General features: G+C 70.3%; 15 protein-coding genes. 8 read left to right on the plus strand and 7 right to left on the minus strand.

All coding sequences use genetic code 11. The features are described 5' to 3' along the window. Positions 1-88 precede the first annotated feature (88 nt). Positions 89-2,521: a 1,4-alpha-glucan branching enzyme gene (glgB, locus tag KQY30_RS10095; RefSeq protein WP_217306536.1), complete on the plus strand. Its 2,433-nt coding sequence runs from the start codon at positions 89-91 to the stop codon at positions 2,519-2,521. A gap of 72 nt (positions 2,522-2,593) precedes the next feature. Here glgB and KQY30_RS10100 read toward each other — a convergent pair whose 3' ends face one another. Next, a complete protein-coding gene (locus KQY30_RS10100) occupies positions 2,594-4,879 on the minus strand; it encodes a UvrD-helicase domain-containing protein (RefSeq protein ID WP_254407563.1) in 2,286 nt (761 codons plus the stop codon). Between the two features lie 367 nt (positions 4,880-5,246). Next, the gene (locus KQY30_RS10105; RefSeq protein WP_254407043.1) at positions 5,247-5,843 is read right to left on the minus strand and encodes a peptidase inhibitor family I36 protein; all 597 of its coding nucleotides are present in this window, start codon (positions 5,841-5,843) and stop codon (positions 5,247-5,249) included. A 140-nt stretch (positions 5,844-5,983) separates the two neighbouring features. On the opposite strand from KQY30_RS10105, the gene KQY30_RS10110 reads away from it, so the two are divergent. After that, a complete protein-coding gene (locus KQY30_RS10110; protein ID WP_217306538.1) occupies positions 5,984-7,012 on the plus strand; it encodes an ArsR family transcriptional regulator in 1,029 nt (342 codons plus the stop codon). Positions 7,013-7,295: 283 nt separating this feature from the next. Here KQY30_RS10110 and KQY30_RS10115 read toward each other — a convergent pair whose 3' ends face one another. Further along, a complete protein-coding gene (locus KQY30_RS10115) occupies positions 7,296-7,679 on the minus strand; it encodes a co-chaperone YbbN (RefSeq protein ID WP_217306539.1) in 384 nt (127 codons plus the stop codon). Next, positions 7,676-8,167 carry a MerR family transcriptional regulator gene (locus KQY30_RS10120; protein WP_254407044.1) on the minus strand — a complete coding sequence of 164 codons (492 nt, stop codon included), beginning with the start codon at positions 8,165-8,167 and terminating at the stop codon, positions 7,676-7,678. The genes KQY30_RS10115 and KQY30_RS10120 overlap by 4 nt, the downstream gene beginning before the upstream one ends. 191 nt (positions 8,168-8,358) lie before the next feature. Here KQY30_RS10120 and KQY30_RS10125 point away from each other — a divergent pair, with 191 nt between their 5' ends. Further along, complete coding sequence (locus KQY30_RS10125; protein WP_217306540.1) at positions 8,359-9,825, plus strand: glycoside hydrolase family 16 protein; 1,467 nt, start codon at positions 8,359-8,361, stop codon at positions 9,823-9,825. A gap of 186 nt (positions 9,826-10,011) precedes the next feature. Here the strand turns inward: KQY30_RS10125 and KQY30_RS10130 are convergent, their stop codons facing one another. Next, entirely contained in the window at positions 10,012-10,524 is a 513-nt protein-coding gene (locus KQY30_RS10130) for a DUF3558 domain-containing protein (protein WP_217306541.1), read from the minus strand. A gap of 431 nt (positions 10,525-10,955) precedes the next feature. On the opposite strand from KQY30_RS10130, the gene KQY30_RS10135 reads away from it, so the two are divergent. Next, entirely contained in the window at positions 10,956-12,917 is a 1,962-nt protein-coding gene (locus KQY30_RS10135) for a LamG-like jellyroll fold domain-containing protein (protein ID WP_217306542.1), read from the plus strand. Between the two features lie 227 nt (positions 12,918-13,144). Further along, positions 13,145-14,350 (plus strand): cytochrome P450, encoded by a 1,206-nt coding sequence (locus tag KQY30_RS10140; protein WP_217306543.1) that lies wholly within the window; start codon positions 13,145-13,147, stop codon positions 14,348-14,350. 81 nt (positions 14,351-14,431) lie between these two features. Here KQY30_RS10140 and KQY30_RS10145 read toward each other — a convergent pair whose 3' ends face one another. Then, the gene (locus KQY30_RS10145; RefSeq protein ID WP_217306544.1) at positions 14,432-15,748 is read right to left on the minus strand and encodes a glucarate dehydratase family protein; all 1,317 of its coding nucleotides are present in this window, start codon (positions 15,746-15,748) and stop codon (positions 14,432-14,434) included. Positions 15,749-16,104: 356 nt separating this feature from the next. Then, the gene (locus tag KQY30_RS10150; RefSeq protein WP_217306545.1) at positions 16,105-17,466 is read right to left on the minus strand and encodes a cation:dicarboxylase symporter family transporter; all 1,362 of its coding nucleotides are present in this window, start codon (positions 17,464-17,466) and stop codon (positions 16,105-16,107) included. A 136-nt stretch (positions 17,467-17,602) separates the two neighbouring features. Here KQY30_RS10150 and KQY30_RS10155 point away from each other — a divergent pair, with 136 nt between their 5' ends. The 3 genes from KQY30_RS10155 (at position 17,603) to KQY30_RS10165 (ending at position 21,736) form a co-directional block, all read left to right on the plus strand. After that, positions 17,603-19,546 carry an ATP-binding protein gene (locus KQY30_RS10155; RefSeq protein ID WP_254407045.1) on the plus strand — a complete coding sequence of 648 codons (1,944 nt, stop codon included), beginning with the start codon at positions 17,603-17,605 and terminating at the stop codon, positions 19,544-19,546. Continuing rightward, positions 19,543-20,232 carry a response regulator gene (locus KQY30_RS10160; RefSeq protein WP_217306546.1) on the plus strand — a complete coding sequence of 230 codons (690 nt, stop codon included), beginning with the start codon at positions 19,543-19,545 and terminating at the stop codon, positions 20,230-20,232. Before KQY30_RS10155 ends, KQY30_RS10160 begins: the two co-directional genes overlap by 4 nt. Positions 20,233-20,374: 142 nt before the next feature. After that, a complete protein-coding gene (locus KQY30_RS10165; protein WP_254407046.1) occupies positions 20,375-21,736 on the plus strand; it encodes an ABC transporter substrate-binding protein in 1,362 nt (453 codons plus the stop codon). Positions 21,737-21,937: the final 201 nt, after the last annotated feature.

Raw genomic sequence — 21,937 nt, forward strand, 5'->3', positions numbered from 1 at the left:
CGATCCCCTCCCGTCCACCCAGCCCCGTCCGTCCAGCTCCGTCCGTCCAGTGCGACACCGCCGTAGCACCGCCGAGGAGGCAGCCCCCGTGACCGCCCGCACGCCGTCCGACCGTCCTTCGGAGCCCACGCTCCCCACCACCTCCGTCCCCGCTCCGGCCGCCGGGGCGGGGAAGAAGCCCGCGCGCCGCAAGCGCCCGCAGGACTCCGGTGCCGCCGCCCCGCCGCCGCGCGAGGATCCCGGCGGGCGTACGGAGGCGGTGCGGGCCGCGCCCGCGCTGGACGACACGGACCGGGAGCGGCTGCTCAACGGCTCGCACCACGATCCGCACGCGCTGCTGGGCGCGCACCCGGTGGCGGACGGTGTGCTGTTCCGGACGCTGCGGCCGTACGCGCGCGGCGTGACCGTCGTGACCGGGAAGCCCGCCGCCCGGAAGTCCGCGGGGGGCGCCGCCGTACGGGTCGGGCTGCACGACGACGGCGACGGCTTCTTCTCCGGGATCCTGCGGCTGGAAACCGCCGGAGCCGTCGAAGCAGCCGTACCGGAGTACACGCTCCTCGTCCGCTACAGCGACACCACCGAGCCGCTCGACGAGCTGGAAGTACAGGATCCGTACCGTTTCCTGCCCGCGCTCGGCGAACTCGATCTGCATCTGATCGGCGAGGGCCGGCACGAGGAACTGTGGCGGGCCCTCGGTGCCCGGACCATGACCCACCAGGGCGTGGCCGGCACCCGCTTCACCGTCTGGGCGCCCAATGCCCGGGGCGTACGGATCTCCGGCGACTTCAACTACTGGGACGGCACCGCCCTGCCGATGCGCTCGCTGGGCTCCACCGGGGTGTGGGAGCTGTTCGTACCGGGGATCGGCGAGGGCGCGCTGTACAAGTTCGACATCACCCGCCCGGACGGTTCGCACACCCTGCGCGCCGACCCGATGGCGCGGCGTACGGAGGTGCCGCCCGCGACGGCCTCCGTGGTCACCGAGTCGCACCATGTGTGGCGCGACGAGCAGTGGCTCAAGCACCGCGCCGACCGCCCGGTGCACGAGGCGCCGTTCTCGGTGTACGAGGTCCATCTCGCGTCCTGGCGCCCCGGTCTGACATACCGTCAGCTCGCCGCGCAGCTCCCCGCGTATGTCCGTGACCTCGGTTTCACCCATGTCGAGCTGATGCCGGTCGCCGAGCATCCCTTCGGCGGTTCCTGGGGCTACCAGGTCACCGGCTTCTACGCGCCGACCTCCCGGATGGGCACCCCCGACGACTTCCGGTATCTCGTCGACGCGCTGCACCGCGCGGGCATCGGTGTGATCGTCGACTGGGTGCCCGCCCACTTCCCCAAGGACGACTGGGCGCTGGCGCAGTTCGACGGCCGGCCGCTGTACGAGCACGGCGACCCGCGGCGGGCCGAGCACCCCGACTGGGGAACGCTGGAGTTCGACTACGGCCGCACGGAAGTCCGTAACTTCCTGGTCGCCAACGCCGTGTACTGGTGCGAGGAGTTCCATGTCGACGGGCTGCGGGTCGACGCGGTCGCCTCGATGCTCTACCTCGACTACTCGCGCGAGGAGGGCCAGTGGACGCCCAACGAGCGTGGCGGGCGCGAGAATCTGGACGCCGTTGCGTTCCTCCAGGAGATGAACGCGACCGTCTACCGCCGCTGCCCGGGGGTGGTGACCATCGCCGAGGAGTCCACCGCCTGGAACGGGGTCACCCGCGCCACCCACCATGTGGGCCCCGACGGCTTCGGCGGGCTCGGCTTCGGGCTGAAGTGGAACATGGGCTGGATGCACGACTCGCTGGACTATGTCTCCAAGGAGCCGGTGCACCGGAAGTACCACCACGGCGAGATGACCTTCTCCATGGTGTACGCGTACAGCGAGAACTACGTCCTGCCGATCTCCCACGACGAGGTCGTGCACGGCAAGCGCGCGCTGGTCTCGAAGATGCCGGGCGACTGGTGGCAGCAACGCGCCAATGAGCGCGCCTACTTGGGCTTCATGTGGGCCCATCCTGGCAAGCAACTCCTCTTCATGGGACAGGAGTTCGCGCAGGGCGCCGAGTGGTCGGAGGGGCATGGCCCGGACTGGTGGGTGCTCGATCCGTCGTACGAGGCCGAGGCCGACCACCGGGGCGTACGCGATCTGGTGCGCGATCTCAACAAGGTGTACGCCGCGACGCCCGCGCTCTGGGAGCGGGACACCGTGCCGGAGGGCTTCGCGTGGGTCGACGGCGACGCGGCCGACGACAATGTCTTCGCCTTCCTCCGCTTCGACGCGGACGGCTCGCCGCTGCTGGCGGTCTCGCACTTCTCGCCGGTGGTGCGGCAGCGGTACCGGCTCGGTGTTCCGGAGGAGTTCGCGGCCTGGACGGAGATCCTGAACACGGACGCGGCGCGGTACGGCGGCAGTGATGTGCTGAACGCGGAGCCGCTGAAGCCGGAGCCGGTGGCGGCGCACGGCCGGCCGGAGAGCATCCAGCTCACACTGCCGCCGCTGGCGACGGTGTGGCTGCGGCCGGTCTGAGGGTTCCGTACGGTGCCGCCCCGCCGGGATCGCTCCGGCGGGGCGGCACCGTACGGTTCACGGTCGGCGCGCTCAGATACGTACGATTCCCAGCCGCTGGGTGGCCCGGGTCAGCGCCACATAGAGGTCGTTCGTGCCGCGCGGCGAGGCGTTCAGGATGCCGTCCGGGTCGGCGACGATCACCGTGTCGAACTCCAGGCCCTTCGCCTGGCGCGCGCCGAGCAGGACCACCGGTCGGGTGAGATCGGGCTCGGCTCCCCAGGAGGCGTCCGGGAGTTGTGCCGCGAGAGCGGGCAGCAGGGTGGTCGGGGCGATCACCGCGAGACGGCCCTCGCCCGGGTGCGCCAGCGCCGGATCCGAGGTCAGCGCGGCGGCCGTGGACACCAGAGCCGAGGGTTCCACCGTACGGACGAGGGGTGCGTGGCCGGTCGACCGTACCGACTTGGGGGGTTCGAAGAGCGGGTCCGCGGTCCGCCGCACCTCGGCCGCGACCTCCATGATCTCCACCGGCGTACGGTAGTTGACCCCGAGCCGCACCAGCCGCCAGCGGTCGCGGACGTACGGCGCGAGGATCTGCCGCCAGGAGTCGCAGCCCGCCGCGTCGCCGGTCTGGGCGGGGTCACCGACCAGGGTCATGGAGCGGCTGGGGCAGCGGCGCATCAGCAGCCGCCAGGCCATGGCGGAGAGTTCCTGCGCCTCGTCCACGACGATATGGCCGAAGGCCCAGGTGCGGTCGGCGGCGGCCCGTTCGGCGGCGCTGCGGTGGTCGGCCTCCTCCTGCCGGTCCGCGAACCGTTCGGCGTCGATGATGTCGTGCGCGGCGAGCACCTCGGACTCCTGGTCCTCGAACTCGTATGTCTTCGAGCCCTCGGAGAGGTCGAGCACGCCCTGCGCGTAGGCGATCCGGTCCTGGCGTTCGGCCTCGGCCGCGGCGCGGGCGGCGCTGTCGTCCTCGCCGAGGAGTTCGGCGGCCTCGTCGAGCAGCGGTACGTCGGCGGGGGTCCAGGGGCCGTCGGTCCTGCGGATCAGCTCGGCGTCGCCGTCCGGCAGGCGGGTGGGCTCGGCGAGGAAGTCGGCGATCAGCCGCTGCGGGGTGAGGAGCGGCCAGAGTTCCTCGATCGCGGCGTGCACCTCGCGGCTGGTGGCGATCTCCTTGCCGAGCTGGGCGATGTCGTCCGCGCCGAGCAGGTTCCCGCCGCCGAGCGGATCGGCGCCGAGCCGTTCCGCGAGCTGCTCGGTGAGGGCGTCGATGACATGGAAGGCGAAGTGCGGGCGCGCCAGATTGTGCGGAAGGCCGGTCTCCCGGGCGTGCCAGCGGGCGTCCTCGGCCATGGCGCGGTCGAGGAAGAGCGTTCCGTATCCCTCGTGGGCGATCTCGGTGGCGCGGTGGGGCACGGTCTGCCGGTCGCGCACCACCGCGGTCAGCACCTCGGCCATCGAGGCGCGGCCCTTGATCTCGGCCGCCGCGGGCGTGTCCGTACCGGTGGCCCGTACCCCCGGGAACAGTTCGCCGACCGTCGCCAGCAGCACTCCGGTCTCACCGAGCGAGGGCAGCACCTCGCCGATGTAGCCGAGGAAGGCCGGGTTGGGGCCGACGATCAGCACGGCGCGGCGGGCGAGCTGCTCGCGGTGGGCGTAGAGGAGATACGCGGCCCGGTGCAGCGCGACCGCGGTCTTGCCGGTGCCGGGGCCGCCCTCGACGACCAGCACGCCCCGGTGCGGCGCGCGGATGATGCGGTCCTGCTCGGCCTGGATGGTCTGGACGATGTCGCTCATCCGGCCGGTGCGGACGGAGTTGAGCGCGGAGAGCAGGACGGCGTCGGCGTCCGGGTCCTCGAAACCGGTGCGGGTGGTGTCGGTGAGATCCATGATCTCGTCGTGGAGCGCGGTGACGCGGCGGCCCTGGGTGGTGATGTGGCGGCGCCGGCGCAGGCCCATGGGGGAGAAGCCGGTGGCGAGATAGAAGGGGCGGGCGACGGGGGCGCGCCAGTCGATGAGGAGAGGGGTGCGGTCCTCGTCGTCGAGACGTATTCCGATTCGTCCGATGTGGTGGACATTGGTACCCGGATGAGCGCCCTGGGCTGCGCCGTCGGGTACGTCTTCCTTCCGGGCGGCGTCCTCGTACCGGATGGCGTCCTCGTCGCGCAGGTCGATACGGCCGAAGCAGAGTCCGGTCTCGACGGCGTTGAGGGTGGAGAGGCGATGGGACTGCTCCGCGACGCTGATGTCCCGCTCCACCCGGGCCTGCCGTACGGTCGTGACCTGGCCGGCCGACGCCTCCATGGCGGTCTCGGCCTGCTCCCGGAGGGCGTCGAGGCGCTCGTAGAGGACAGAGATGAATTGCTGCTCATTCCGCAATTCGTCGGCGGATTCCCGCTTGGATTCCCTGGTTGACAATTCAGCCCCTGTCCGATACGCTGCATTCCATTGAGTTCCCCTGGGCCTGCCCACCGAATCATCCGAGTCTTGCGTGTCATCCGCATCGTCCGCCGAGTCGGTGGAACCGGCTGAATCAGGCCATGCAAACACTCAATATACGCAGGCGAATACCCCGGCCGTCAATTCGGACCGGGGATTTTTTCTGGGCATCGCCGGACGGCTCGGACGGATCCCGGGGCGGACGGATCCCCGGGACGGGCGCGCGGTCGCGCCGTCCGGGCCCGGGGACGCGGGCCCGGACGGCGCGATGCCGAAACGGGGTCTCACCACCGGATCGGTCCCGGGGTCAGCACACCCAGAGGCCGTCGGCCTTGTCGTTGTTGGCACTGCCCACGTTCGAGCTGGCGGAGGGGGCCGTGGAGGTCCACAGGACCACCCAGGCGTTGACGCCGTTCCAGTTGTAGACCGTCGTCTGGGTCCCCGACGACTGGTTGTTGTGCCAGGAAGTGGTCTGGTCGTTGAAGCCCCAGTCGGCGAGGTTGACGAAGTTGCAGTCGGACCAGGTCAGACGGCGGCCGTCGAAGTTGGCGTGCTCGTACAGGCACGTCCAGAGATAGCTGCAGTTCGGTGAGCCCGCCGGTGCGAACGCCTCGCCGACGGCGCGTGCCTTCTTCTCGCCGGGCAGCGGGAAGGTCATCACCGCCTTGCCGCCACGCCAGGAGATCTCGTTGAGACCGGTCTGCTCGCCACCGGGTACGGCGGCGAGCTGAGCGTCCACCTCGCGCTGGAGGCCGGCGGCCTCCGCCTTGTCGAGGCCCGCCTGAGCGGCTTGCGCCGCGAAGGCCGGCTGGACCGAGGTGGACGCGGAGGTCGGGCCCGCCAGGCCCATGACCGCCATCGCGGCCGCCGCCAGGGCGACGGACCACTTCGTGAATCTGTGCACGAGAACCCTCGATTCATCGGTACGGAAGTTTGATCCGAAGTACTTCGGTATTTCCGAGGCCCGACATTGCCAGCAGTTCCATCCGGTGGCCATGATGTTTCGGCACACCTCAAAGACGCTGGTCAGCCGAGAGGAATAGCGTGCTCCGTATTCATTTCACCGATGCCGACCTGGCCCGTACACGAATTGCCGCCACGGCCGATCCCCTCTGGGAGATCGTGAGCAGCCTGCACCGCTTCCAGACCAGGAAAGGCCGATGGGCATACACCGACTGGTACCACGATGCCTGTACGCGTATCCGGGAACGTGATCTGGAGAGGACAGTGCGCTCCCTGCTGATACCGGTCGCGCCCAGAGCCGCTTATTATCCCGACTTCCTCACTCCGGCCGAGGGATCCGACGGTCTCAGGGCCGGATTGGCGGCCATTCTGCGGACACCTGGCGAACGGGTCCGGCGTGAAGTGCAGGTCATGGCGCGGGTCAGCGGAGCACCGGCGTGGACATCGCGTCTCGCGGAGACAGGGATGCGCGAAGAACTGGTAAAGGCGCTACGCAGTTATCACGAGGCTGTCATAGCCCCGCACAGTGATCGCATCCAGGCGCATGTGGACGCGGAGCGTTCCTTGCGGACCCGTCCTTTGATGGACCACGGAACGGACGGGCTGCTGCGCAGTCTGCGGCCGGTCATGGAATGGAATCCGCCGGTCCTGCACGTCCCGTGCGCCGGCTGGACGAGAGATCTCCATCTGGGGGGACGCGGACTTCTTCTTGTGCCTTCGTACTTCTGCTGGCAGCAGCCCGTCGCTCTGGCGGACCACGAACTGCCTCCCGTGGTCGTCTATCCAATTGTGCGTCAAGCGCCCGCGCGCAGAAGAACGTCCGGCACTCACCGGGTTTCCGCACTGGAATCCCTCATAGGGCAGAGGCGTGCCGCCGTTCTCCTGGCCACCGGGACGGGCGAGACCACCGGCGGGCTCGCGCGTGCCGCGGGTATCTCCGCGTCCGCGGCCAGCCAGCACACCAGGGCACTGCGGGACGCCGGTCTGATCACCAGCCGGCGTGTGGCCAACTCCGTCCTCCACACGCTGACTCCGCTCGGAGCGGCGCTCATCAGCCCGCCTTCCGCGGAGGGGCAGTGGCAGGGGGCGGCGCTGGACGCGAACGCATGAGGGGAGCCATGAGGCGAGCGAGGCGGCCGGGCCGGGAGACCGCGCCGCGCTGGGAGACCGCGCCGCGCTGGGAGTCGGAAGACTTGTCCGGGAGCCGGGAACCGGGAACCGGGAGCCGGGAACCGGGAACCGGAAGCCGGGAATCGGGAGCCGGAAGCCGGAAGCCGGAAGCCGGGAATCGGGAGCCGGAAGCCGGAAGCCGGAAGCCGGGAATCGGAGGCCTTGTCTCCCCGGGAATCGGGAGCCTTGTCTCGTCGCGGCCCGGCTCCGTTTCCGGCAGGTGTCAGGCGCGGTCCGGCTCGTCCGCCAGCCCCTCGTCCAGCTCCTGGAGCAGCCTGCGCTTCGGGCGGGCGCCGACCATCGATTTCACCGGCTCGCCCGCGCGGAAGAGGATGAGCGTGGGCATCGCGAGGACGCCGTAGCGGGTGGTGGTCAGCGGGTTGGTGTCCACATCGAGCTGTACGACCTTGACGCGGGCGGCCTCCTCCTCGGCCACGGCGCTCAGGACGGGGGCGAGCTGGCGGCACGGCGGGCACCAGTCGGCGGTGAACTCGACCAGGACCGGGAGGCCGGCCTTCAGCACCTCGTCGTCGAAGTCGGTGTCGGTGACGGAGTCGACGCCCGCCGCCCTGGCGCCGGTTGCTCCGGCGCCCGTTGCCTTGATCATTTGTGTTCTCCCTCGTTCATGGGGTCTTGTGCGGTGGGTACGGTCAGCTCGCAGCGGGGCGGGGGCGCGGTGGCCCGCATGACCTCCGCCCGTACGACCTCCGCCCGCACGGCTTCGGCCTGGGCGGCTTCGGCCAGTGCGGCTTCGGCCTGGGCGAGTTGCGCCCCGACCTGGGCCCGGACCGACTGGAGCTGGTCGATCAGACTGTCCAGTTCGGCGAGCTTGCGCCGGTAGACGGCGAGCGAGGCCGGGCACGAGTCCCCGGCCGGGTGCCCGGCGCGCAGGCACTCCACGAACGGCCGGGTCTCCTCCAGATCGAACCCGAAGTCCTGAAGGGTCCTGATCTGCCGGAGCAGCCGGAGATCGCTCTCGTCGTACGTGCGGTATCCGTTCACCGCGCGCCGTGCGGGCAGGAGCCCGCGGGACTCGTAGTAGCGCAGAGTCCGGGCGGTGGTTCCGGCCCGCTCCGCCAGCTCACCGATTCGCATGCGGTCGACCGTAATCCTTGACGCCGACGTCAGGGCAAGGGCCGGGGACATCGCCCCCGGGTGGGCCGGCCAAAGCCATTGACGGCTACCCGGCGCGGCACTACAAGACGTACTGAGAGCGCTCTCAGAGTTGTGGGTTCCAGATCCCGGGATCCTCCTCGGCACGCACCATCCTCACCGGAGGTGTTTCCTTGAGAACGAGCCGCATCAGACACACTCCCCGTACCCCCCTCCTCGCCGCGGCCCTCGCCCTGGCCGTCGCGCTGGCGGGCTTCATCGGGCTGACGGGCGCGGGCACCGCGCAGGGCGCCATTCCGCCCGCCCCCGGCTGGACCGTCCAGTGGAGCGACGACTTCAACGGTCCCGACCGGGCCCTTCCGTCCACCGCCGACTGGCAGATCGACACCGGTCACGGCTACCCCGGCGGGCCCGGCAACTGGGGCACCGGCGAGATCCAGAACTACACCGCGAGCCCCGACAACCTGAGTCTCGACGGCAACGGCAATCTCCGTATCACCCCGCTCAGGGACGGCGCGGGCAACTGGACCTCGGCCCGTATCGAGACCAGGCGCGCCGACTTCAAGGCCCCGGCGGGCGGCACCCTCCGTATCGAGGGCCGGATCCAGATGCCGAACGTCACCGGGGCCGCGGCCGCCGGCTACTGGCCCGCCTTCTGGGCGCTCGGCTCGCCGTACCGCGGGAACTACTGGAACTGGCCGGGCATCGGCGAGTTCGACATCATGGAGAACGTCAACGGGATCAACTCCGTCTGGGGCGTGCTGCACTGCGGGGTCAGCCCGGGCGGCGCGTGCAACGAGACCACCGGGCTCGGCGCCAACCGGCCCTGCCCCGGGGCCAGTTGCCAGTCGGCGTTCCACACGTACCGGTTCGAGTGGGACCGCTCGGTCGCGCCGAACGAGCTGCGCTGGTACGTGGACGAGCAGCTCTACCACTCCGTACGGCAGGACCGCGTCGACGCGGTCACCTGGGCCAATATGACCGAGCACGCCGGGTACTTCCTGCTGCTCAATGTGGCGGTCGGCGGCGCGTTCCCGGACGCGCTGGGCGGCCCGACCCCGACGGCGGCGACCGTGCCCGGCCGGCCGATGCTCGTCGACTATGTCGCCGTCTGGACCCGCGGCGGCGGCTCGCCCCCGACCGATCCGCCGACGGACCCGCCGCCTTCGGGGACCTCGACGCTGTACCCGGTGGCGGGCTCCGGCCTCGGCGCCTCCTCCGGCTCCGCCACCACGGCCACGCTCGCCTCGGCGGGCGGCGCCAACTACGACGGCACACCGCACAGCCCACAGGTCTTCACCTCAAGCGGTATCACCCGCGCGTACAACGGCGGCTCGACGCAGTTCGACCTCTTCGTCGACTCGGGCGCGACGGTCGGCAACGGGCAGCAGGTGCGGGTGAGTTACGACCGTACGGGCGACGGCTCCTGGGACCGTACGGAGACATACACGTACTACGCGACCGATCCGATCCCCGGCTATGAGCACTACACCCAGGCGAGCGGCCTGAAGTCGGCGACCGGATCGCACGGCGACCTCACCAACGGCAAGGTCCGTATCGAGGTCTGGAACGCCATCGGCAACGGCACCAGCACACTCGGCATCGGCAACCAGTCGGTGATCCGGATCCCGTTCGGCTGAGCGGACGCGGGGCGCGGGGCGGCGCCCGGCGACGACCGGGGACCGCGACCGGGGACCGGCTCGTACGGACGTATCGGTGTCCGTACGAGCCGGTTCCGGCGGTTCCAGCGGTTCCGGCGGTTCCGGCGGTCCCGGCGGTCCCGGCGGTCCCGGTGATTCCGGTGATCACGCCGCTCGTGCGGCCCGTCAGAGCCGTGTGCGCACGAGACCGATGAGCTTTTCCGCGGTCGGACGGTCGGATTCGTCCGTGACACTCGTGACCACCTGGAGCGTGCAGGCACGGTCGTCCACGACGAACTCGGCCATATTGCCGGAGCCGAAACTGATGCCGTCAGGGCCGTCGGCGCCGGAATCCGACTGACCCGGAACAGCCGTGCCGGGCGAGCCGATGCTCAGTGTGACGGAGTGGTAGGTGTCGGGGTTCTCCCACAGACACACGCTCTCCCCCACCCCGCCATCGGGCCGGCCGCCGTCGTTCTTGCCGATGACCGGCGTGATCTCCGCGGGCTTGAGCAGCGTGCACGCGTCGACCTTCGCGTCCGACGCCGCGTCCGCGGCATCAGGTTCTCTGCTCGCCGAGGGTCTCGAAGCCTGGTCGCCGGGCGTCCGAGTGTCCGTGGCCGTGTCCGAACCACAGGCGGCCACTGTCGGCACCAACAGGAGCACCAGGCAGGCCGCAGCCAGAGATGAACGCTTCACGGATGATCCTCCAATTCGCCACCCCCGGCCCCCGCCGGGACAACGTCAATGACGGCTCCGCCCGAGGCCCGGGTTGCGGCGGTGCGTGCCAGTTACGTGCGAGAACTGTCACCGGACAGCCACCGCTCCCGCCATGTCGGCGGAGACCGACGGGGACCGGCGCGGCGGGAAACCATGGATCGGCGTCGCGAGTTCGCATCCGACGCGGTGGACGGCGTTCGGACCATCGGTACAGCCGTCAGCCGGCCAGGCCCCGGCTCCTGTTGGTTACTGTCCGCTCATCGGGAGATCAGCTCGCGGCCATGGCTTGACTCGCGCTTTCAGCCTTGGACGGACGCTCGATCGTCGCTCGTCATCTCATGTCTGCCCGGCTTGACGCGCTTCTGACTAGCGTCGTCGTTGTATAAGCCATCGACCCGGGAAGAACCCTTATGTCCATCAGCAGTGACAATCAGTCACAAGAGCCGGCCGGACAGAGCCGGCGAGGTTTTCTGCGCAACACGGCACTGGCAGGCGCGGGAACGGCGGTCGTGGGAGTCGGCGTGGCCGCGCTCGGCGCCACGCCCGCGTCCGCCACGGACGTCACCAACAGCGGCAGGACCGGCAGGACCGGCACATGGAAGCCGGATCCGACCGCCCTCCAGTTCACCCTGGCCGTCATGCCGGACACCCAGTTCCTGTACTGGGGCAGCCAGGACAGCGTCAACCGGACGCCGCAGGAGGAGTCGTTCCGGTACATCATCGACAACAGCGGGAACGCCGACAACAACATCGTGTTCATGGCGCACCTCGGTGACATGACACAGGACGCCGACGCGTCGTCCTTCGAGCAGGTCGACAAGGCCTTCGCCGTGCTGGACTCGCACGGTGCCGCGTACAGCGTGCTCGCCGGCAACCATGACGTGACCGGCGACGACAGCCGCGGCGACACGCCGTATCTGCGGACCATGGGCCCGCAGCGGTTCAAGCGCTCCAAGACGTTCGCCGGATCGGATCCGACCGGTTACAACACCGCGCACATCTTCCAGGCCGCCGGCCTCTCATGGCTGGTGCTGGCCCTGGACTGGCGTACCACCGACCAGGGCTTCGCATGGGCCAACGATGTCATCAAGGCCCACCCGAAGATGCCGGTGATCCTCACGTCGCACGACATCGTCGCCTCTCCGTACGATGACAACGTTTTCCCGTACGAGTCCGGCGACCCGGAGGACAACGCCGTACTCTCCGGTTACGGCCAGACGGTCTGGGACAAGCTGATCAACGACAATGACCAGATCTTCCTGACCCTGAACGGCCACTACTGGCCGCCCGGGCGTACGACCAGGAAGAACGCCGCCGGCAATGACGTGCGCATGCACATCACGAACTACCAGAACCGCTACTTCGGCGGTGGCGGCATGATCCGGCTCTACCACTTCGACCTGGCCCGCGACACGATCGACGTCGAGACGATCAACCCGTGGATCCTGGCGCAGGAGCCGGAGTCCCGCTCCGAGTTGGCGGCCGAGCACGCCCGGATCACCGGCCCCGTCGACAACTTCTCGATCCCGATCGACTTCGAGAAGCGGTTCTCCGGCTTCATCCCGGTTCCGGTCCGGCCCGCCCGGCCGGCCGCCAAGGAGCTGGTGAGAGGCACGCTGGCGTACTGGCGCTTCGACGGGCAGGGCGCGCCCGGCACCCCGCTCACCGTGGGCCAGACGGTCCGCGATCTGTCCGGCAAGGGCAACGATCTGACGGTGGTGACCGTGCCGGGCACCGCCGCCGACGCGCTGACCTGGTCCGACGACCACCACCCCGACCAGCCGGGGCATGCCAGCCTGAAGTTCGCCGGTGGCAGGAACCCTGTCCACGGCACGTATCTGACCACCGGAGCGAAGGCTCCGCTGAACCGCGAGACGTTCTCCGCCGGGTACACGATCGAGACGTTCGTGATGCTGCCGCTGGACTGGGACTCCGGGAAGAACGGCAACGCGTCGATACTCAGCCGCCGGGGTTCGGCCGGGGCGGCCGGCAAGCACGGCAAGAACACCGACCCGAACGAGCCGCTGGCCCAGTTCGCTGTCACGAACAACGGCCGCGAGGCGCAGTTCAACCACTACCCGCTGAACAACACCTACCCGACGACCAACTGGGGTCACGGCATGGTGGAGCTCAAGTGGTGGCACCTGGCGGTGGTCAACGACGGCCGTCTCACCAGGCTGTACGTCGAGGGCGCCCCGGTCGTCGACAACCCGAACCGGCTCTCGGTCGGCCTCACCTCGCTCGGGCTGCCGTGGCTGGTGGGCGGCCACGAGTACGCGGGGGACATCGACGTCGTCTTCCACGGCAATGTCGGTGACATCCGCATCGTGAACCGTCCGCTGTCCATGAACGAGTTCCTGACCGCGAAGTAGACCCGACCGCCGAGCGACCGCCGAGCAGGGCAGTCGGCCCGGGCAAGGCGGTCAGCCCCGTCTCCCGTCTCCGGCCCGCCCGCCGGAGGCGGGAGACACTTCCGGTCCGCGCGCACCCATTTGCGTCGTCCGAGGCATACAGGCGAAAAGGGGGAGGTACCCATCCCTCGCTCGCAACGTCCGCCTCCTTGGCCGGATGACCGTACGCGCTCGTTATGGAGTACGCGATGACCGAAATTGGCGAAACAACCACCTGTCCATTCGATTTCAGCGAAGGTCTGGAATTCGATCCCCTGCTCGCGGAACTCATGTCCAGGAATCCGGTCACCCGGATCCGGCTGCCCTACGGCGACGCGGACGCGTGGCTGGTGACGGGGTTCGAGGGGGTGCGGCAGGTGACCACCGATCACCGGTTCAGCCGGGCGGCGATCACCGGGCGCAACTATCCGCGGCTGACGCCGGAGCCGATCGTCTCGCCGGAGTCGATCAATGTGATCGACCCGCCCCGCTCCACCCGGCTGCGCCAGCTCGCCTCGCAGGCGTTCACCAAGCGGCATGTGGACCGGATGCGGCCCGCCGTCGAGGCCATCGCCTCCCAGCTCCTGGACGAGATGGAGGAGCACGGCGCGCCCGCCGACCTCGTACACCATCTCTCCGACCGGCTCCCCCCGCACACCATCTGCGAGCTGCTCGGCATCGCGCCCGCCGACCGGCCCCGGATGCAGGAGTACGCGCACCAGCTCCTGTCCACCGGACAGAGCACCCGGCAGGCCGCGGCCGACGCGAAGTCGGCGCTGCGCGAGTACTTCGGCGGGCTGGTCAGCGAGCGGCGGCACAAGCCGGGGGACGATCTGATCAGCACCCTGGCCGCCGCCAAGGACGGCGACGACGCCTTCGACGACCAGGACCTCGCGGTCATGGCGCTGACCCTCATGCTGAGCGGGCACGACACGGCGACCTGCGAGATCAGCAATATCGCGTACATCCTGCTCGGCCGGCCCGATCTCATGGAGCAGGTACGGAACCGGCCCGCGGAGCTGACGCGGGTGCTGGACGAGCTGCTCCGCTTCATTCCGTTCCGCAAGGGCGTCGGCATTCCCCGTATCGCGACGGAGGACGTGGAGATCGAGGGCGTCACGATCCGCGCGGGCGACTTCGTCCATGTCTCGTATCTGACGGCGAACCGCGATCCGAAGAGGTTCACCGACCCGGATGTCATCGACCCGGACCGTACGCCCACCCCGCACATGACGTTCGGCTGGGGCGGACACCGCTGTATCGCGGCGCCGCTGGCCATGGCGGAGCTGGAGGCGGCGATCGGGGGGCTGGTGAACCGTTTTCCGCGGCTGCGGCTGGCGGTGCCGGCGGAGGAGGTGCGCTGGGACACGGAGACGATCCGGCGGTTCCCGATCGAGCTGCCGGTGAGCTGGTAGGGGGCGGGACCGGGGAAGGCACGCACCAACGGCCGTACGAAACGGGGTCCCGGGAACGTATCCGGGGCCCCGTACCCGTGCTCACCAGCGGGGTACGGCCGGTGTCGTCCAGTCGGGGTGGGCCACCCGCATCGCTGCGGCGTCGTCGCGGTCGCGCATGGTGCCGTCGTCGTCCAGCCACCGCCGGTGCAGTACGGCGAGCCGCTCGCGGTCGAGTTCGACACCGAGCCCGGGAAGGCCGGGCACGTCCAGACGCCCGTCGCGGAAGGCCAGCCGTTCCTTCGACGTGTCCGTGATGACGTCCTCGGTCTGCCAGGGGTAGTGGCTGTCGCAGGCGTAGTCGAGGTTCGGGACGGTGGCGGCGACATGGGTCATCGCGGCCAGGCTGATACCGAGGTGGGTGTTGGAGTGCATGGACAGGCCGACGCCGAACGTACGGCAGATCGCGGCCAGTTCACGGGTGTTGCGCAGCCCGCCCCAGTAGTGGTGGTCGCTCAGCACGACCTGCACCGCGCCGGTCGTGAACGCCTCGCGGATCTCGGGGAACGTGGTGACGCACATGTTCGTGGCGAGCGGGACGTCGGTGTGGGCGGCGACCTCGGCCATGTTCCGCGTACCGCTGGTGGGGTCCTCCAGGTATTCGAGCACGTCGCGCAGTTCGTCCGCGACCTTGAGCGAAGTCTCCACGGACCAGGCGCCGTTGGGATCGAGGCGGAGCGGCTGCCCGGGGAAACGGTGGGCGAGGGCGCGGACGGCGGCGATCTCCTCGGCGGGTTCGTACACGCCGCCCTTGAGCTTGAAGGAGGTGAACCCGTAGTCGCGGGCGAAGCGTTCGGCCTGCGCGACGATGCCGGACGGGTCGAGGGCGGCGCCCCAGTCGTCGGTCTCGCCCGTCACGCCGCCGGTGCCGGCCGGGCCGCCGGGGTGCGTGGCCCAGCGGTAGAAGAGGTACGCGCTGTACTCGACCCGGTCGCGGACCTTGCCGCCGAGCAGGGCGTGTACGGGCAGACCGGCGGCCTTGCCCCAGGCGTCCAGGCACGCCACCTCGAAGGCGGACACGACGGACAGGCGCAGCTTGTCGGCGGTCTGTACGCCACGGAGTCCGCCGACGTCGACGGAGTCGTCCACGCGGGAGGCGTCCACGGCGACCTGGTCGGCCAGCGCGAACAGCGCGTTCAGATCGGTGACCGGCCGCCCCGGCAGCCGCTCGGCCAGCGGGCGCGCCAGCTCCAGGTACTTGGTGTCCCCGTACGTCTCGCCGACACCGGTCACGCCGCCGGCGGTGACCACCTCGACGATCAGGCGGGGGGTGTACGGCTGGTGGACGCCCTGGGTGTTGAGGAGGGGCGGGTCGGTCACCAGGATGGGAGTGAGGCGGACGTCGGTGATGGTGAGCATGTGAGGCGTCTCCCTATGCGTGCGGCGTCCACGTACACGACTGGAGGCTAGGGATGTGAACTGGGTGAGTCAATGGGGGGTGCGTGGGCGGCGAGGGCTGGCGGGCCCACGTACGGCGTGAGTACCCGGCTGCGCAGTCGGCGCCCCGAGCAAAAACCAGCCCGTCCGGCGATTGAGGACAGACCCCCGACCGCCGGAACCCGGAAGACCGGCCCGTACGGAAGCGTCTCCGTACGGGCCGGTCTCCGGGGGAGCCGGGGCGGGGGGATGGCCCCGGCGGGGTGGGCCGGGGTTGGGGGGAGGAGCCCCGGCCTGGTCGGGAAGTGGGGGTGAGAAGAGAGGGGCAGCGGGTGGGGTCAGACCGCGGTCTTGTCCGGGGTGCGCTGGCCCGGGATCGTCGCGGCCGTGTCCTCCGCCCCGGCGTCCCCGTGCCCGTCGTCCAGCAGCGTCTTCTCGTCGAACGGGATCTCGCCCGCCAGGACCTGGTCCACCCGGGCCTTGTCGATCTCCTTCGTCCATGTGCCCACCAGGACCGTCGCCACCGCGTTGCCCGCGAAGTTCGTCAGTGCGCGGGCCTCGCTCATGAAGCGGTCGATGCCGACGATCAGGCCGACGCCGTCGACCAGTTCAGGACGGTGCGACTGGAGGCCGCCGGCCAGGGTGGCGAGGCCCGCGCCGGTGACGCCCGCCGCGCCCTTCGAGGCGATGATCATGAAGAGCAGGAGGGAGATCTGCTCGCCGATGGAGAGCGGGTCGCCCATGCCCTCGGCGATGAAGAGCGAGGCCATCGTGAGGTAGATCGCCGTACCGTCCAGGTTGAAGGAGTAGCCGGTCGGTACGGTGATGCCGACCACCGGCTTGCTCACGCCCAGGTGCTCCATCTTCGCGATCAGACGCGGCAGCGCGGACTCCGACGACGAGGTCGAGAGGATCAGCAGGAACTCGCGGCCCAGGTACTTCAGCAGCGAGAGGATGTTGAGACCCGCGATCACCCTCAGCAGCAGACCCAGAATGACGAAGACGAAGATCGCACAGGTGATGTAGAAGCCGATCATGATGATCGCCAGGGACTTCAGTGCGTCGAGGCCCGTCTCGCCGACCACCGCCGCGATCGCGCCGAACGCGCCGACCGGGGCCGCCCACATGATCATCGCGAGCATCCGGAAGACCAGGCGCTGGAGGTGTCCGATGCCACGCAGGACCGGCTCGCCCGCCGAGCCCATCGCCTGGAGTGCGAAGCCCGCCAGCAGGGCGACCAGCAGGGTCTGGAGGACCTGGCCCTCGGTGAAGGCAGACACCATCGTCGTCGGGATGATGCCCAGCAGGAAGTCCGCGGTGGACTCGCTCGCCCCCTCCGCCTGTGCCGCGCCCGCGCCGCGGGTGGCCTCGGTCAGGTGGAGGCCCGAGCCGGGCTCCAGGATGTTGCCGACGACCAGGCCGATGGCCAGTGCGACGGTCGACATCACCATGAAGTAGCCGAGCGCGAGCCCGCCGACCGCGCCGACCTTCGCGGCCTTTCTGACCGAGCCGACGCCCAGCACGATCGTGCAGAAGATCACGGGCGAGATCATCATCTTGATGAGGTTCACGAAGCCGGTACCGATCGGCTTCAGCTCGACGGCCACACCGGGAGCCGCGAAGCCCACCAGGATGCCGAGCGCGACGGCGGCGATCACCGCGATGTACAGATAGTGGGTGCGGTCCCGGCGTGCGGCCACGGGTCCTCCTTGACTCGTACCAGCGAATCCCCCCGTCCCTGTCCGTGGGGGTCCCGGCGACTATCCATCAGCATGTGATGCCGGTCACGGTTACGTTCATTTCGTTCATATGAATGCGGCGATGCAGACTTGCGCCATGCACCTGCCCCGGCCCCGCAGCCTCGCCGCCCAGCTCTTCGCCATGCAGGTCGTGCTGGTCGCCGCCGTTGTCGTGGGGTGCGCGCTCTTCGCGTACATCACCGGACGTGCCCACGCGGACGAGACCGCACGTAAGCAGGTTCTGGCCACGGCGCACGCGCTGGCCGATTCGCCCTCTGTACGGGAGGCCATCCGTACGCCTGATCCGACGGCCGTGCTCCAGCCGTACGCGGAACGGGTACGGCGCGACACCGGCATCGACTTCGTCACGATCATGAATCCCCGCGGTATCCGCTGGACCCACCCCGATCCGGCGCAGATCGGGATGCGCTTCCTGGGGCGTACGGCGCCGGCGCTGCGCGGGGAGACCTTCACCGAGACGTACACCGGTACGCTCGGCCCCTCGATGCGGGCGGTCACCCCGATCTGGGACGGCGGCCGGATCACCGGCCTGGTGAGCGTCGGCATCACCGTGGACCGGATCTCCTCCGAAGTGACCCGGCAGGTCAAGGTGCTGGCACTGGTGGCGGGCGCGGCGCTGGTGCTCGGCGGGCTCGGTACGTATGTGATCAACGCGCGGCTGCGCAGGCACACGCACGGGATGAACGCCGCTGAGCTGAGCAGGATGCACGACTACCATCAGGCCGCGCTGCACGCCGTACGCGAGGGGCTGCTGATGCTCGACGGCGGGCGCAGGATCGCCCTGATGAACGACGGCGGGCGCGAACTGCTGGGTCTGGACGACTCCGCGGTGGGCCGTCCCGTACCCGAACTCGGGCTGCCCGCGCCCCTCACCCGCGCGCTGCTCGACCCCGGGCCCCGGGTGGACGAGCTGCATCTCACCGCCGACCGGATCGTGGTCGTCAACACGCGGCCGGTGGTCGGCGGGGAGCGGCGCGGTACGGTCGTGACGCTGCGGGACCACACCGAACTCCAGGCGTTGTCGGGGGAGTTGGACTCGGAGCGCGGCTTCACACAGGCGCTGCGCTCGCAGGCCCACGAAGCGGCCAACCGGCTGCACACGGTCGTCTCGCTGATCGAACTGGGGCGGGTGGAACAGGCGGTGGAGTTCGCCACGGCCGAACTGGAGCTGGCCCAGGCGCTGACGGACCGGGTGGTCGGCGCGGTCGGCGAACCGGTGCTGGCCGCGCTGCTGCTGGGCAAGGCGGCGCAGGCGAACGAGCGCGGGGTGGAGCTGGTGCTGGCGGAGGACAGCCGTATCGACGACGGGGTGCTGCCCGCGACGCTCGCGCCGCGCGATCTGGTGACCATCCTGGGCAACCTGATCGACAACGCGGTGGACGCGGCGCAGGGCGGCGAGGGCGCGCGCGTGACGGTCACGGCGCTGGTGCGGGACGGTCAACTCCTGCTGGGCGTACGGGACACGGGGGCCGGCGTCGACCCGGCGGCCATGGACGAGGTCTTCCGCCGGGGCTGGTCCACCCGGGGCCCGGACCGCGGCCTGGGACTCGCCCTCGTACGCCAGTCGGTCCACCGCGCCCACGGCACGGTGACGCTGACACGGGGCGCGGAGGGCGGCGCGGAGTTCACGGTACGACTGCCGCTGAGCGCGGGCGAGGACCTGGTGGCGACGGTCCCGGAACAGCGGACGGCCGATACGGAAGCGGGGGCGGCGCCGGCCGGTACGGTCCCGGAGCCACGGCCGGCCGATACGGAAGCGGGGGTCGCGGTGGCCGGTATGGTCCCGCCGCAACGGGCGGCCGGTACGGATGAACCGGCCGCCCCCGTCGGGCCGGACGTCCCGGCGCCGCGGGAGGCTTCGGGCCCGGCCGGGCCCGGCACGGGACCGGCCCTGTCCGCCGGTACGGCCCCGGTGCGGGGCGGCCGTACGGGGCGCTCCCCCGGCGTCGGAGCCGCGCCGGACCACCGCGCCGAGCCCCCCGACGACGCCCCGCCGCCCGGCGCCGAGGTGACACCGTGAGCGTCAGACCGCCCATCCGGGTTCTCGTCGTCGAGGACGACCCCGTCGCCGCCGACGCCCATCAGCTCTATGTCGGGCGCGTCGCCGGGTTCGCCGTGGCGGGGGTCGCGCATTCGCGCGGGGAGGCCGCCCGGGTGCTGGAGCGGGCCGCCATCGATCTGATTCTGCTCGATCTGTATCTGCCCGACGGGCACGGGCTCCAGCTTCTGCGCGGGCTGCGGGCCGCGGGCCACCACGCCGATGTGATCGCCGTGACCTCCGCCCGCGACCTGGCCGTCGTACGGGAGGGTGTCTCGCTCGGGGTCGTGCAGTATGTCCTGAAACCGTTCACCTTCGCCACGCTCCGTGACCGCCTCACCCGCTACGCCGAGTTCCGCGCCGCCGCCGGGGAGGCCAGCGGGCAGGAGGAGGTGGACCGGGCGCTCGGGGCGCTCCGGGCCCCGCAGCCGTCGTCGCTGCCGAAGGGGCTGAGCGCGCCGACGCTGGAGGCGGTGACCCGTACCCTCCGCGCCTCCCCCGACGGGCTGACCGCCGCCGAGGCCGGTACGAAAGTCGGTATCTCGCGCATCACCGCGCGCCGCTATCTGGAGCATCTCGTCACCAACGGGCGTGCGGCACGCAGTCCGCAGTACGGGCAGGTCGGGCGGCCGGAGCTGCAGTACCGCTGGATCCCCGCGCCCCACTGAACGCCCCGCTGCGCGGCCCGCCGAACACCCCGTCGCGCCGGGGGGGCGCCAACTACTGGGCGCTGCACGGGGATTGACCATGGTAATGGCCCAGTCCTACGGTCGCCGGGCAGCCCCCTGTGGCTCAGAGGAGGTCGTGCCCGTGCGCCCCACCGCCCCGCTCATCCTCATCGCAGCCCTCGCCGCCGGTGCCCTCACCGCCTGCGGCGGCGGTTCCGGCAGCGACCCGGACACGGTCAAGGTCGCGTACAAGCGCTCCACCGACAACAAGATCCGCATCGCGGACACCTATCTGGAGTCCGTGAAGCGGGAGTTCGAGAAATCGCATCCGGGCAAGAAGGTCCAGCTCATCCCGATCCAGGCGCCGGACAACGACTACGCCACCAAGGCGCAGCAGATGATGCGCTCCCCGAAGACCGCGCCGGATCTGGTCTACGAGGACACCTTCCGTATCAACGCGGACATCAAGGCCGGCTATCTGCGCCCGCTGGACGACTACTTGGCGAAGTGGGACACCTGGGACCAGTTCGTCGACACGGCGAAGTCGGCCGCGAAGGCGGAGGACGGCAAGACGTACGGCGTACCGGACGGCACCGACACACGCGGGCTCTGGTTCAACAAGGAGATCTTCGCGAAGGCCGGCCTGCCCGCCGACTGGCGGCCCCGCACCTGGGACGAGGTCCTGGACGCGGCCCGTACGGTCAAGGCGAAGGTCCCCGGCGTCATCCCGCTGAACGTGTACACGGGCAAGGGCCCCGGCGAGGCGGCCGTGATGCAGGGCTTCGAGATGCTCCTGTACGGCACGGGCGCCGCCGGCGAGGACCCCCTGTACGACGCCTCCGCACGGAAGTGGGTCGCGGGCGGGCAGGGCTTCCGGGACGCGCTGGGCTTCGTCAGGACGGTGTACGCGGAGAAGCTCGGCCCGGACGTCTCGGACGCGCTCGACCCGAACGTCGGCACCCGGGTCGCGACCGAGTGGTTCCCCGAGGGGAGGCTGGCGATCTCGCTGGACGGTTCCTGGATGGGCCAGAACTGGATCAGCGAGGGTCCCAAGGAGTGGCCGCGCTGGTCGACGGACCTCGCCCAGGCACCGATGCCGACACAGCGCGGGCAGGCGCCCGGCGCGGTGTCGATGTCGGGCGGCTGGGCGTGGGCGATCCCGCAGAAGGCGAAGAACCCCGATCTGGCCTGGGAGTTCATCAAGACGCAGCAGACCGCGGAGAACGCGGTGGAGTGGGATGTCGTGGGCGCGCAGATCGCCGTACGGAAGGATGTGGCGGCCGATCCGCGGTACGTGAAGTCCATGCCGGGCATCGAGTTCTTCACCGGCCTGGTGCGGTACACCCACTACCGGCCCGCGCTGCCGGTCTATCCACAGGTGTCGACGGCGATCGGCGAGGCGATGGAGAAGGTGACGACGGGGGACGCGTCCCCGGAGGACGCGGCGAAGGAGTACGACGATCAGCTCAGAACGATCGCCGACGGCGCGGTCGTCACGAAGTGACCACGGACCGGGCCGAGCCGCCGCACGGTGAGAACATCCCGGGGGCGGCCGGGCCCCCGAACCGGGAGGACAAGCCGGCTCCAGTGGGCGGGCCGGTGCGACCGGGCGGCGGGGCGGCGCCCGTAGGCCGCAGGCCGATTGGCCCCGTAGGCGGCCCGCCCGTGCGGGCAGACGGCCGCGAGGCACAGGCTGCCGCCGGGC

It is taken from the genome of Streptomyces sp. GMY02 (genome assembly GCF_019056675.1).
Classification (GTDB): Bacteria; Actinomycetota; Actinomycetes; order Streptomycetales; family Streptomycetaceae; genus Streptomyces; species Streptomyces odonnellii.